The following is a 12,740-nucleotide window of genomic DNA, read 5'->3' on the forward strand; positions in this document are numbered from 1 at the left end:
CATCACCCAGTTACGGACGACACTTGCGGTCGTGCCTAAAGACAAGGCAATCGATTCATAACTCTCAGTTCCTTCTAAATAGCGATGAACCGCTGACAATTTATCGTCTATAGTAAATTTAGCCATAGAAAAACTGCACCTCCAATTGTTATGTGTCTAACAATTGGGGTGCAGTTCATCGGCAGGTGTTTTTTAGTGGGAACGTTATTCGCCATTCATGCAAGCAGTCAAGCGAGCGGAATATAAATTTTCATTCGCATCGCATGCGGATAAATGGAACGCATCACATCCGTCACTTCAAAATCCGGACCATCTGCCCGCTCGTAATTGGCGGCAGGCAGCCACACTCCATAAATGTATCGCCGCGTATTTTGCACGAGCTCCACCGAGCCAATCACGGTAAACACCGCATACGTGCCTGCGGGAAGCTCCATATTGATTAGACCATACCTGAGTGGCTCGACGAACGTTTCTACTTCCTCGCCAACCAGAAAGGAAAAGCGGCCATCATCCTGAAAATCATACGAGATTCCGTACGAGATCGCGGGTGCTTTTTTGTTAGGTATGTGCGAATAGCGTTCGTTTGTGCCGAAATCGTGATAAAACCGGGGAATTTCGGAAAAATACCGCTCATCTGCTAGTGTGGTGTGGTACGGAAAACCGGTAATCAGCATTTTGTCCATACGATGGATCATGGGTTTGTTCATCGTCAATTCGCCTGTCAAACGGTTTTGGAAGGACAGGAAATCCATTTTGCCGGTCAGCTTCAGCGGGGGCGATTCCTTCCGGTACTTTGCTGGCGTCGTGCCGAACCAGCTCTCAAAAGAGCGTGTGAATGCTTCCTGCGAGCCGTATTGAGCACCGAGTGCGATTTCGAGGATACTCGCGTCGGTTTCCTTCAGCTGCAGTGCTGCTTCCGTCAAACGTCTTTGCCGAATATAGGCTTGTACCGAGAAACCGGTGATCGCCTGAAACAAGCGCTGGAAATGAAAAGGAGAGAAGCAAGCCGCTGCTGCGATATCGACAATCCCGCACTCGTCTTGCAGATGGTTTTCGATAAAGTCTATAGCGTTTTGGATGCGTTGATAATAATCCATGGAACAAGCGCCTCCGCAGTCGTTTTTTTCATCATTGTAGCGCAACTTCCTGCTGTTTTTTTGATATTGTGTGCTGATTTTTGTACCGAACGGTAATAAAATTGCACTTTGCTAGGGTCAAACCGTGCATCCGAACATGCTTTTCCGCTTAAAACATGATAAGCTTATAGGTGGCTTTCAAAATGATAGCCAGCAAGCTTATGTAAGAGAGAAAGGAAGCGGGTTTTCTATGAAAAGACCTGAAGAGACGCGCGTCTTTGTCGGGATGTCTGGCGGCGTCGATTCTTCTGTTTCGGCCTTGCTGCTCAAAGAGCAGGGCTATGATGTGATCGGCATCTTTATGAAAAACTGGGATGATACCGATGAGTTTGGTCATTGCACGGCGGAAGAGGATTTCCAAGACGTTCGCCGCGTATGCGACCAAATCGGTATCCCTTACTATACTGTCAACTTTGAAAAAGAGTATATGGATAAGGTATTCCAATACTTTTTGGAAGAGTACAAGGCAGGGCGCACGCCAAATCCGGACGTCATGTGCAACCGTGAGATCAAATTCGGCGAGCTGCTCAACAAAGTGATGAATCTGGGCGCAGATTATATCGCGACCGGCCATTATGCACGTGTCGAGCAAATCGACGGGGAGTACAAGCTTCTGCGCGGCGTGGATCAAAACAAAGACCAGACGTACTTCCTCAATGTGCTGGGGCAAGAGCAGCTGGCCAAAACCATGTTCCCTATCGGACACTTGCCCAAGCAGCAGGTTCGCGAAATTGCGGAGCGGGCTGGGCTTGCGACCGCGAAAAAGAAAGACAGCACCGGAATTTGCTTCATCGGCGAGAAAAATTTCCGCGAATTTTTGAGCAACTATTTGCCTGCAAAGCCGGGTGATATCGTCACCGTGGACGGTGAGGTCATTGGCCGTCATGACGGGTTGATGTACTATACGCTTGGCCAACGCCAAGGGCTTGGGATCGGCGGTGGCTTTGGCGACAACAATCAACCGTGGTTCGTGGTCGACAAAGACTTGCCAACCAACCAGCTGATTGTAGGTCAAGGCTCCGACCATCCGCGCCTTTTCTCAACCAGCTTGATTGCCACCAATATGTCATGGGTGAGCGATCATCCGAAAGAACAAGTTTTCACCTGTACAGCGAAGTTCCGTTATCGCCAGCCTGATCAGGAGGTTACCGTACATCTGCGCGAAGATGCAACATGTGAAGTGATATTTGCCAAACCGCAAAAAGCAGTAACGCCGGGACAGGCTGTCGTCTTCTATCGTGGCGAAGAATGTCTCGGCGGAGGTACGATCGATCAAGTGAAGGGATTGGGATAGTGTGAATGCAACGACCAAATCAAAGATTTTCGTAATCGGTCTGGTAACCTTCGCCGTATTGGTCGGGTACACCGGCTTCATGGCAGTCCGAAACATCGAAGGCGTGCACAAGCAAGAGATCACCCGGGTCATCGGCGAACATGGCGGCGTCGTCAAATTGATTGAAGTCGTAGAAGCGGACACCAGTCCGTTTAAAGAAGCGGGCAAAGGGAATAACGTCTACAAAATCACATATACAAAAAATGGAGGAACCAAGACGGCTTGGTACTGTGCAATCAATCATTCCTCCATCAAGCAAGAACCGGAGGCATGGCAAATCGATGAGTAGCCTGCATGGGGAAGAGAGGGCATACAAATGACTGAGTTTGCAGGTCTAACCGTATTGGGACAATTGATCCACCGTTTCGAGCCGAAAGTGGAAGGTGCTGTATTGACGATTTTGGCGCATGAGAATCGCGAAGAAATCACCAACGCCTTGAAAAAAGGGTTGAATGCGGATGTAAACGTACAATACAGTTCGGGTGAATACACCAATCATCTGGCTGTGCTGAAGGTAGGTAGCCAAAAATATACGTTTGCGCGCGATTACCGTGAAACCTATATCAGCGAGATCGGCTACAGCACGTGCCGGATCACGCCTGGTTCACACGGCGTACTCGTGTATCATACAGACTACCCCGGCGTCATTTCTGATGTATCCCGGATTTTGGCGGCAAGCCAAATCAATATCTCCAAATTGAATGTGTCACGCGAACAAAAAGGGAAAATGGCCCTGCTCATTTCGCTGACGGATGAAGAAATTCCGGCGCCTGTTCTGGCGGAGGTAGAGCGATTGCCGCAAGTCACCCGCGTTGTGTCGTTGCAATAAACATCAAGAGAGGACCGGCGATTGCTGGTCTTTTTTATTGCGCCATGTGTTATCAAAAGGTATGATGATTCCAGAATCTGCAAACGCTTGTTTCACCTTCGATCGTAGTAAGAAAGCGAGGAATTCACGATGAACATGCGCAGCGCATGGTGTGTGATGCTGGTAGCCGCATGGCTGCTGACGGCTTGCACGAACCATGATACAGAGCAACCCAGCACGCCCGCGAGCGGGGCGACACCAGGAATTCCTGCCACATCGACCACGGCTAAGGAAACGAGCGTTCCGGCAAAAGGCATCATCCGTGCGGAACCGGAGCAGCTTTTTACTGGTGAAGAGAAAAAGTACCAGCCTTTCGTCGGATCAATGTCAGGTGGCGTGAAATTCACCTATTCAGGGAACAAAAATACGATTGGCGTGGATGTCGAGCTGTGGGAGAACGGGAAAAAGCAACAAACGCTCGTCTCTACTGAATCACCTTTGGATCGTCCGAGTGAAAAATCGAAAGGCATGTATAACGGGGAGTTCATTGCCGCCGTATCCGGGATTAAGACGGAAGGAGACCAGCAACGCTACGATATCAAATTCACTTTGACAGATGAACAAGGCACAGTGACAAATGAATTTTCAGCAGAAAAGCACCCTTCATTCCAGCTATCAAGCCTGATGGCGCTGCAAGGCCCTGCACAGGCTGGCGAGGACACAGGTCTAGCCGTATGGGGGTTCCAGGCAACGGATGAACATAGCTTAAGCTCGACGGGCTCGATTTTGGAGGATGTTAGAAAAGCAAAATACGCGATCGTCTTTCGGATCGTAGTCAAAGATTGATGAGGGATGGAGAAGAGTTGTGATCAAGGAACTCACCTATGACCAGCTGGAGGAAAAACGCGCTTTCCAGCAGGCAACTTTCACTCTTTTCGTGTATACACCTCTTTGCGGTACGTGTAAAGCAACGGAACGGATGCTTCATGTCGTCTTGCAAATGCTGCCCGGCGCTGCGTTGTTCAAATGCAACATCAATGTGATGCCGCAGCTGGCGTCGCAGTGGCAAATTCAGAGTGTTCCTTGCCTGATGGTATTTCGGCAAGGAGAGTTAATCAAGCAGGAGTATGCAATGAAATCCGTGATTGACTTGATGGCGCTCTTGTCGTGATAGACACCCATCCTCCCCTCGCATCATATACAGGTAGATAGAAGGTGTCGAGGAGGAGGAACATGCAAATCCATGTGGTAGCACAGGGGGAAACCGTCAACAGCATTGCCCAAACATTCGAAATCGATCCGAACCGGATCATCGATGCCAATGAAATTCCAGAGCCGTATCAGTTGGTTGTGGGTGAAGCATTGGTGATTCCGATCGTTGGCGAGTATTACACCGTGAAGGCAGGGGACAGCCTGTATAAGATTTCGCGGCAGTTTGGGATCCCGATGGCAAGAATTGCGGAGGCGAACGGCATGTCGCTCTACCGGCCGCTCAAAGTTGGGCAGCGCCTGCACATTCCGCCAGGGAGAAGACGCAACGCGGATATTTATGCCTATGCAGATACCCATTACGGTAGGGTCAGCAAACTGGTAGAGGAAGAGGCGCGAAAGGCAGCGCCGCAGCTCACCTTTCTCGGTCCGTCTGGGTACGCGATCCAACGCGACGGTACGCTGAAGCCACCGGGATTGGATGAGTTTTTTGCGATTGCAAGGAACAATCATGTCGCGATGTCAATGGTGGTCATCAATCTGGAGCATGACCAATTCAGCACGGAACTGGCACACGTAGTTTTGCATGATGATGCGCTGCAAGACCGCCTGCTTACGCAAATTTTAAAAACGGCGGAAGAACAAAACTTCCGTGATGTTCATTTTGATATCGAGCGTGTTGCACCGGACGATAGGGAAGCGTATAACCGTTTTCTGAGGAAAGCGGCCGATCGGATTCACAATGCAGGCTTGCTTTTTTCCACCGCATTGGCGCCGAAGACGAGTGCTGCACAGGCGGGGGAATGGTATACTGCACACGATTACAAAGTGCATGGGGAAGTCGCTGATTTCGTCATCATCATGACCTATGAGTGGGGCTATAGCGGAGGGCCGCCGCTTCCGGTATCGCCGATCAATTCGGTACGCCGTGTGTTGGAGTATGCCAAGACAGAGATTCCGGCAGAAAAAATCATGATGGGACAAAACTTGTACGGCTATGACTGGACGCTGCCTTTCGTGCGCGGGACAAAAGCGAAAGCGATCAGCCCGCAGGGAGCGATCGCCTTGGCTCGAAAACAGCAGGTAGCCATTTCGTACGATACCAAGGCCCAGGCCCCCAATTTCAACTATACCGATGCTGACGGCAAGGAACATAAGGTCTGGTTCGAGGATGCACGGTCCATTCAGGCCAAGTTTCAATTGGTCAAAGAGCTTGGCATCCGCGGCGTCAGCTATTGGCGGCTCGGCTTTCCGTTTCCGCAAAACTGGCTCTTGATCGAATCTAACTTCCGTGTGACAAAACGAGTGTGAAGAAAAAAGCTTGTTTACGATCGAAATTGACACATTTGGTCTCCGATTCAGTAGGAGACTTTTTTCTTTTTCCTGTACAATAGAGTGAAACTGTATGCAAGAAGTAGAAAGGGGTTTGACGTATGGGAGAATGCCGACTCAACCACAGTCTGCAAGACGTTTCGAGTAAGCTGGAGGAGCAGAAAGCGTATTTGCCTTCCGACATCGTTCTACAGCTACAGGCGTGTTTGCAGCAACCTCTTGAGCAAGAGATTTTGAATCAGCTGTTCCATCTGCTGAAAAAGTACGATTTGGCAGAGGATGCAGTCAGGCTGGAACGCGACGCACAATTCAAGACACTATTACAAGGGCTTACGTCCTGAAAATCCATCATAGAGCCCATGGTAATGCGAGATGCTAGGCTCCCCCTGCTTCCAGCATAAAAGCACTTCAGCTCCATCTATGAGAGCAGGAAAGTCGATCAAACCGATGTCAATATCTTTCACTTGAATGCCTTTGGCATGGATGGCGTCCAAGTGCAACTGGATTTCTAACTGCATGAATTCCATCGAGCACTCCAGCTTAAAGATTGTCTCATCAAGCTGGCTGGTTTTTGCTTGTGGTTGCTGCTTGATGACTTGCAGTTCTTTATAGGCACGAAGAAAATCCGATCGTTTCATTTGCATGAAGCTGAGCTCTCCTTGCATAAAGGGAAGGAGCGAATTTGCCTCGTCCAAGGTAAAATAACGTTTTGCCATTTGTTGCACCTCCTGTCTTGGATTATACTCGAAATAGCGAGTGTTTTACCATGCTTGAACGTGCCTGACGTAAAGGAGACGCTATGACGAAAAAACGATATTATGAAGATGCATATTTGCAAACATTCCAAGCGGGAATCATTAGTCGCGGCAAGGAAGCCGACGGGACAAGCTATGTTGTGCTTGACCAGACGGCGTTCTACCCAACGGGTGGTGGTCAGCCTTCCGATCTGGGCTACATTGCGGACGTCGCGGTTGTCGATGTCGAAGAAGTGGATGGCGAGATACGCCATCGATTGGCAGCGCCTTTGGCAGATGAAATTGTGGAAGTTACCGGGACGATTGATTGGGAACGCCGCTTTGACCATATGCAGCAGCATACAGGCCAACACATTTTGTCTGCGGCATTCGATGAACTGATCGAGGCGCCGACGGTTGCGTTTCACCTTGGGCGCGAAACGGTTACGATCGATATCGCGACAAGCGACCTGTCAGCCGAAAAAGCGCAGGTTGTCGAGCGGCTGGCCAATCAAATCGTGCTGGAGAATCGCGATATTACGGCCCGTTTTGTCGATGAAGCGGAGCTGGCTGCGATGCCGCTGCGCAAACCGCCGACAGTGACGGAAAACATCCGGATCGTCGCGATCGATCGATTTGATTACAACCCATGCGGAGGCACCCACCCCGCACGCACAGGGGAAGTAGGCATGATCAAAATTCTCGGTTGGGAGAAGGCGAAAGGGAACACCCGTGTCGAATTCGTCTGTGGCCTGCGCGCGCTGGCTTCATTCGGTCAAAAGCAAACGGTGATCAAGGAACTGACTCGCCTGTTGGCAGCCCAGGAATTTGAGCTGCCTGCGCAAATTACGCGGCTGCTTGCAGAGCGCAAGGAGCTTGAATACCAGATTGGAGAATTCAAATCCCTGCAGCTGGAACAGGAAGCGCGCGAGCTGTTGAATACCGCGGTGCCGGTGCGCAGCTACTTGGTCGTAAAGCAAGTATTCGCGAACCGTACGATCCAGGAGCTGCAAAAGCTTGCACAGTTGATTTGCACGCAAAACCCGGCGGCAATCGCCCTGTTGGCGGGAACGGGAGCCAAAACGCAGCTGGTATTCTCGCGCGGAACGGACGTGAAGCTGGCGATGAACGCATTATTGAAAGAGACGCTGGTTCTGATCGACGGCAAAGGCGGAGGGTCTCTCACCACTGCCCAAGGGGGCGGAGAAAGCCAAAAGCCTGCGGATGAATTGCTGGTCCATGCAAGTGGATTGATTGAAACAAGTGAGGAGTGAGGGCAGATGATGATGCCGAACATAGGACAATTGGTTGCAGCCCATCATAAGACGGGTGCATACATAGCGGAAGTCGTCGAGATTGCGGGAAGCAAGGCGCTGCTCAAAACGCTTGGCGTCACCAAGCACCCAACACAAGGAGACTTACATAACCCCAACCAGGCCGATGTCGTGTTGTTTCATCAACGGCGGGCGCTTGCCTATTTGGAAAAAGTGTGGGTACCGCTCCAAGCGATCGAGGTGTATGAAGGGAGCATTCCCGACTATCAAGCGACACTGCGCGAAGCGCTCGAAAAAGAGATTGCCCATTGGACCCAAGCACTGCCATCTCGTTTTGCAGAACGCTGTCTGATTGAACTGGAGAACTTGAAAACGGATTATTTCCCGAAGGGATGACTATAGCACGATGGCCATGTATGACAAAAATAAACCATATGTAATCGTCGAGGAACCAGGACTGAAAATGTATTGTGCTTGCGGCTTGACAGAGGAAGCACCGTACTGCGACGGTTCCCATAACGGAAAGGAGACGGGAAAACGCCCGTATCTGGTCAAAATCGAAGAGACCAAAACCGTACGCGTATGCGGTTGCGGCCGTTCCGGGCGCTTGCCCTGGTGTGACGGTGCACATAACAAAGGATGTGAAGAAGAGTGAGCAACCCCAAAAAGGAACAGAACAACCGGAACAATCTCCTGGTCATCTGGGCGTTTCTGGGTACCATTTTGGTCTGTGCGATCGCCATGGTCTTGTTCATGATTTCCTATAAGCCATAGCTGTCCTGCCATTGACGCTCCTCATGGCATACGCTAACAGGGCCCCTTACTTGATTGTAAGGGGCTTTTTGGTGCAGGTGAAAGTGATTCGGTCGTGTATACAGCAAGCTGCTTTTTCCTGTCTTTCATCGTGTAAGGCAACGAGCTATCCAACGTGAAAAACATGGACACGGCCGCCGTCGTCGCACATGCACTACGATTGGATATCCCTACAGATTGGGATGCGAGAATTCCAGAGGGACTGCTTCAAGAAAAAGAGTAATGTGAGGCTGGAAGGCTCCCCAGAAGCAATAAAAGCTATTCTTTATCGGGGATAGCTTTTTTCTTTTCCATATGCAAATAAGACAAACCTGCTTCTTGAGCTTATAGGAAGCGTTTTCTTGCCTTTTTTCTCAAATGTAAGAATGTTTGACAAGGTTAAACGAATGCGACGGGAGCGGCTCAAAAACAAGCAATGCCGCTTTCCTATGGTGCATCTGAACAAAGTACATGCAAGCCAAGGCCCGTATTACGATTCGCTTATGAATTCTCGATTTTGAGAAGCGTTTCTCAAATAAAATGGGAAAAAGCACTTCATAACCGCGAATATCGTGTCTTTTTACCGCGAAATGACCCCAAAACCATTAAAAAGAACGTTGGCACGGAGTTTGCTTGTATAAAAGTGCAGAAACAAAAACTGGTTTTAAGGAAAGGTGAAAAGATGGAAAGAAAATCAAGAGAAGAATCAATCAACCTGGCGAGCGAAATCCTGGGATACATTGAAAGCGAAAAGCTAACTCTTGACGAAAAGAAAAAAATCGTCGCAGACTCGGTGGACAATTTCAGCAACTATGTGACGAAAGCCATTTTAGCACACAGAAAATCGGTATCCAATGATTTCTCCGTTGTTGAATGGGAAGATGAAGCAGCTGTTTTCCGCGACACAATGGGAGACGAATATATTGACTGTCTTGGCGGCTACGGCGTTTATTTGCTCGGTCACCGCCATCCGAAAGTTGTTTCCGCCGTACAGGCCCAATTGAACCGCTACGCGCTGCACAGCCAAGAGATGGTTGACCCGCTGCGCGGCTATCTGTCCAAGCTGCTTGCCTACATTACACCAGGCGATCTCCAGCATTCTTATCTCGTGAATTGCGGGACGGAAGCAAATGAGATGGCGCTCAAACTGGCGCGTCTGGCAACAGGCAAAAAATGCTTCATCTCTACCGAAAAAGGCTTCCACGGAAAAACGATGTTCTCGCTCTCTGCTTCCGGTAAATCGACGTTCCGTGAGCCGTACCACCCGCTCGTACCAGGCTTCCAGCACGTACCGTACGGAGATGCAGACGCCGTCGAGCAAGCGATTCGCATGCTGATTGCGACTGGGGAAACGGTTGCGGGTGTGATCGTTGAGCCCATTCAAGGCGAGGGCGGCATTAATATCCCGCCGGATAACTACTTACCGCGTCTGCGTGAAATTTGCGATAAGTACGAATGCTTGATGATCGTTGATGAAGTGCAAACCGGTATGGGGCGTACAGGGACCATGTTTGGCGTGGACCATTGGGGTGTCGTTCCAGATATCATGACGCTTGGCAAAGCGCTTGGCGGCGGCGTTATGCCGATCGCAGCGATGGTCGCGAAGAAAAAATGGTGGAAAAAGATGGAGGAGAATCCGTTCCTGCTCGGGTCGTCTACTTTCGGCGGCAATCCACTCTGCTGCGCAGGGGCAATCGCCGGGATCAGCGCGATTTTGGAAGAAAACATTCCCCAAATCGCCAAGGAGAAAGGCGATTACTTCATGAAGCATCTGCATGAAATGCAGAAGCGTTACCCGGATGTACTGGTGGATGTGCGCGGGAAGGGTCTTCTGATCGGTATGGAGTTTGCTACGAATGAGCTGGGCTTCACGTTGGCGAAACAGCTGTTTACCAAAAAGATTTTAGTGGGCGGCACCATCAACAACGCGACGGTCATCCGTCTCGAACCGCCAGCGGTGATGACGTATGAGCAGATCGATTACGTGTTGACCTGCATCGAAGAGGGCATCGCACAGCTCTCGAAAGAACGCGCAGTCAGCCATTCTTCCTAAATAAGAAAAGCAGAGGGGATTCATCGCCCTCTGCTTTTTTCATTGCACTTGCATCAAGAGCCAAAATAGGTTCGCCATGCATATGTTGCGGGTATACGAGAGAGCATGAACTCCGTAGACAGTACAAAAACGTTGACAGTAACACCAGGCAGGGTATAATGAAAATGTTGAAAAAGGGAATCATTCTCATTACAGAAATCACAACGCCGATTGGCTTGCCGTATATTGCAGAGTAAAAGAGCACATTGGACGGCGATGGAAAGGATGAACGAGAATGGATGTGCTGGAAGCGATAAAAACCCGACGCAGTATCGGGAAGGTAAAGCAGGACGCAGTTGAAAAGGAAAAGATTGAACAGATTTTGGAGGCGGGAACGTGGGCGCCTAACCATCGTCATACAGAGCCGTGGAAGTTTTTTGTCATGACAGGGGAGGGGCGCAAGCATTTAGCCGAGGCATACGCCGATATCGCGCGGGAAGAGCTCAGAGACCCGGACAGCGAGGAAGCCAAGCAATCGCTGCGTAAACAGTATGAGAAGGCGTTTCGCGCGCCATTGGTCATTGCAGTGGCCGTAACGCCAAACCAAGATCCACAGATCGTTCCGATTGAAGAGATTGGCGCGGTGAATGCGGCGATTCAAAACATGCTGCTGGCTATTCACGCCTTTGGCCTTGGCGCTGTGTGGCGTACGGGCCATCCCACATATCATCCGCGCATGAAGCAGGCGTTTGGTTTACAGGAGAAGGATGAAGTGCTGGGTCTGCTCTATATTGGGTATCCGGATATGCCCGTGCCAAAATCGTCGCGTGCCTCGATTGCTGACAAGACCGTTTGGCTGGATAACTAACCGCCATTAGCAAACCTGGCTACGCCATGCTTTTTGGCGGAGACGCGGTCTGCATGAAAAAAACACCTGAACGCATAGTCAGCGTTGCAGGTGTTTTTTGATGGTCTCGCTACATAGCTTGCTTATTGGGAGCTCTTCACTTCGGACCATACGCGGTCGTATTCTTTTACAGCATCTCCGATGTCTTTGATGCTTTCCACGCGCTTCATTTCTTCAGCAGGTGGGTAGATCGCGATGTTATCCAGTGTCGCTTTATCGATCAGCTTGCGCGCCTCTCTGTTCGGGTTGATGTACGGGAACGATTTGGCGATTTCCGCGCTGATTTCTGGATCAAGCAAGAAATTGATGAACGCTTCTGCGGTCTTTTTGTGCTTTGCACCTTTTGGAATGACAAAGTTGTCAAATGTGATGATCAAGCCTTCTTCCGGCAAGATCGTTTTAATTTGCGGCTTGTCGCGTTGCGCAAGCGCAATTTCAGGGCCCCACGCCAAAGCGGCGGACGCTTCGCCATTGATCAGGAGCGTTTTCGGGCTGTCGCTGTCAAAAGCCTTGATGTTTGGCATCAGCTCTATCATTTTTTTCTTGGCTTCATCCAGATGGGCAGGGTCGGTATCGTTGGCAGAATAACCCAAAGTTTTCAAAACCATGCCCAAAACAAAACGCTGGTCATCGAGCACAACCAATTTGCCTTTCAGTTCAGGCTTCCACAGGTCTTTGTAGCTTTTTATCTCGGTTCCGATCGTATCGGGGTTCACTCCGAGCGACATCGTGTTACCCATATACGGGATCGAGTATTTGTTTCCTGGATCGTAATCCTTGTTGGTATAATCTTCGAGGAGGTTTTTAAAATTCGGCACGTTATTCAAGTCGATTTGCTCAATCATGTCTTGCTTGACCATCGGTTGAACGATATAGTCACTGGCCATCGTCAAGTCATACATGCCGCCGCCAACCGATACTTTGGCGAGCATTTCCTCATTGGAGGAGAAGGTGGTGTAGTTGACTTTTACGCCATACTTGTCCTCGAATTTTTTGATGACTTCTTCTGGCAAATACTCGGACCAGTTAAAGACATTCAATTCTTTGTCCAGACCCGATGCGGTCTGTTCACCAGCGCCCCCCTGCGAGGATGAACCGCAACCAGCTACAGTCAAACTGAGCGTTGCGATGCTTGTAAGTGCCAATGACTTCCATTTTGCTTTCATAACGAAAAACCCCTCCA

At 49.9% G+C, this 12,740-nt stretch carries 16 protein-coding genes; 13 read left to right on the forward strand and 3 right to left on the reverse strand.

Features of this window, described 5'->3' with window-relative positions; all coding sequences use genetic code 11:
• Positions 1-227: 227 nt before the first annotated feature.
• Positions 228-1,097, reverse strand: a complete 870-nt coding sequence (locus tag EDM56_RS20145; RefSeq protein ID WP_122919717.1) for an AraC family transcriptional regulator — start codon at positions 1,095-1,097, stop codon at positions 228-230.
• A gap of 229 nt (positions 1,098-1,326) precedes the next feature.
• On the opposite strand from EDM56_RS20145, the gene mnmA reads away from it, so the two are divergent.
• From mnmA to EDM56_RS20180, 7 genes are all read left to right on the forward strand, one after another.
• Positions 1,327-2,430, forward strand: a complete 1,104-nt coding sequence (gene mnmA, locus EDM56_RS20150; protein WP_122919718.1) for a tRNA 2-thiouridine(34) synthase MnmA — start codon at positions 1,327-1,329, stop codon at positions 2,428-2,430.
• 1 nt (position 2,431) lies between these two features.
• Complete coding sequence (locus tag EDM56_RS20155; protein WP_122919719.1) at positions 2,432-2,758, forward strand: hypothetical protein; 327 nt, start codon at positions 2,432-2,434, stop codon at positions 2,756-2,758.
• A 27-nt stretch (positions 2,759-2,785) separates the two neighbouring features.
• Positions 2,786-3,298: an ACT domain-containing protein gene (locus EDM56_RS20160; protein WP_122919720.1), complete on the forward strand. Its 513-nt coding sequence runs from the start codon at positions 2,786-2,788 to the stop codon at positions 3,296-3,298.
• 129 nt (positions 3,299-3,427) lie between these two features.
• On the forward strand, positions 3,428-4,123 hold the full coding sequence (locus tag EDM56_RS20165; RefSeq protein WP_122919721.1) for a hypothetical protein: 696 nt from the start codon (positions 3,428-3,430) through the stop codon (positions 4,121-4,123).
• Positions 4,124-4,142: 19 nt separating this feature from the next.
• On the forward strand, positions 4,143-4,448 hold the full coding sequence (locus EDM56_RS20170; protein ID WP_246009463.1) for a thioredoxin family protein: 306 nt from the start codon (positions 4,143-4,145) through the stop codon (positions 4,446-4,448).
• Positions 4,449-4,510: 62 nt separating this feature from the next.
• Positions 4,511-5,797 carry a glycoside hydrolase family 18 protein gene (locus tag EDM56_RS20175; protein WP_122919722.1) on the forward strand — a complete coding sequence of 429 codons (1,287 nt, stop codon included), beginning with the start codon at positions 4,511-4,513 and terminating at the stop codon, positions 5,795-5,797.
• Between the two features lie 122 nt (positions 5,798-5,919).
• A complete protein-coding gene (locus EDM56_RS20180; RefSeq protein WP_122919723.1) occupies positions 5,920-6,159 on the forward strand; it encodes a group-specific protein in 240 nt (79 codons plus the stop codon).
• Here the strand turns inward: EDM56_RS20180 and EDM56_RS20185 are convergent.
• On the reverse strand, positions 6,139-6,534 hold the full coding sequence (locus EDM56_RS20185; RefSeq protein WP_122919724.1) for a DUF2203 domain-containing protein: 396 nt from the start codon (positions 6,532-6,534) through the stop codon (positions 6,139-6,141). The genes EDM56_RS20180 and EDM56_RS20185 overlap by 21 nt on opposite strands.
• A gap of 83 nt (positions 6,535-6,617) precedes the next feature.
• Here EDM56_RS20185 and EDM56_RS20190 point away from each other — a divergent pair, with 83 nt between their 5' ends.
• The 6 genes from EDM56_RS20190 to EDM56_RS20210 all read left to right on the forward strand — a co-directional run bounded on the left by EDM56_RS20190 (position 6,618) and on the right by EDM56_RS20210 (position 11,518).
• Positions 6,618-7,826, forward strand: coding sequence for an alanyl-tRNA editing protein (locus EDM56_RS20190; RefSeq protein ID WP_122919725.1), 1,209 nt, complete (start codon positions 6,618-6,620; stop codon positions 7,824-7,826).
• Positions 7,827-7,832: 6 nt separating this feature from the next.
• On the forward strand, positions 7,833-8,222 hold the full coding sequence (kapB, locus tag EDM56_RS20195; protein WP_246009464.1) for a kinase-associated lipoprotein KapB: 390 nt from the start codon (positions 7,833-7,835) through the stop codon (positions 8,220-8,222).
• A gap of 10 nt (positions 8,223-8,232) precedes the next feature.
• Positions 8,233-8,481, forward strand: a complete 249-nt coding sequence (locus tag EDM56_RS20200; RefSeq protein WP_122919726.1) for a CDGSH iron-sulfur domain-containing protein — start codon at positions 8,233-8,235, stop codon at positions 8,479-8,481.
• Complete coding sequence (locus EDM56_RS32100) at positions 8,478-8,600, forward strand: hypothetical protein (protein WP_281274971.1); 123 nt, start codon at positions 8,478-8,480, stop codon at positions 8,598-8,600. Before EDM56_RS20200 ends, EDM56_RS32100 begins: the two co-directional genes overlap by 4 nt.
• Before the next feature lie 700 nt (positions 8,601-9,300).
• Entirely contained in the window at positions 9,301-10,671 is a 1,371-nt protein-coding gene (locus EDM56_RS20205; RefSeq protein WP_122919727.1) for a putrescine aminotransferase, read from the forward strand.
• 274 nt (positions 10,672-10,945) lie between these two features.
• On the forward strand, positions 10,946-11,518 hold the full coding sequence (locus EDM56_RS20210; RefSeq protein WP_122919728.1) for a nitroreductase family protein: 573 nt from the start codon (positions 10,946-10,948) through the stop codon (positions 11,516-11,518).
• 122 nt (positions 11,519-11,640) lie between these two features.
• Here EDM56_RS20210 and EDM56_RS31225 read toward each other — a convergent pair whose 3' ends face one another.
• The gene (locus tag EDM56_RS31225) at positions 11,641-12,723 is read right to left on the reverse strand and encodes a polyamine ABC transporter substrate-binding protein (RefSeq protein ID WP_148040406.1); all 1,083 of its coding nucleotides are present in this window, start codon (positions 12,721-12,723) and stop codon (positions 11,641-11,643) included.
• Between the last annotated feature and the right edge of the window lie 17 nt (positions 12,724-12,740).

The sequence above is a fragment of the Brevibacillus fluminis genome (assembly GCF_003710825.1).
GTDB lineage: Bacteria > Bacillota > Bacilli > Brevibacillales > Brevibacillaceae > Brevibacillus_D > Brevibacillus_D fluminis.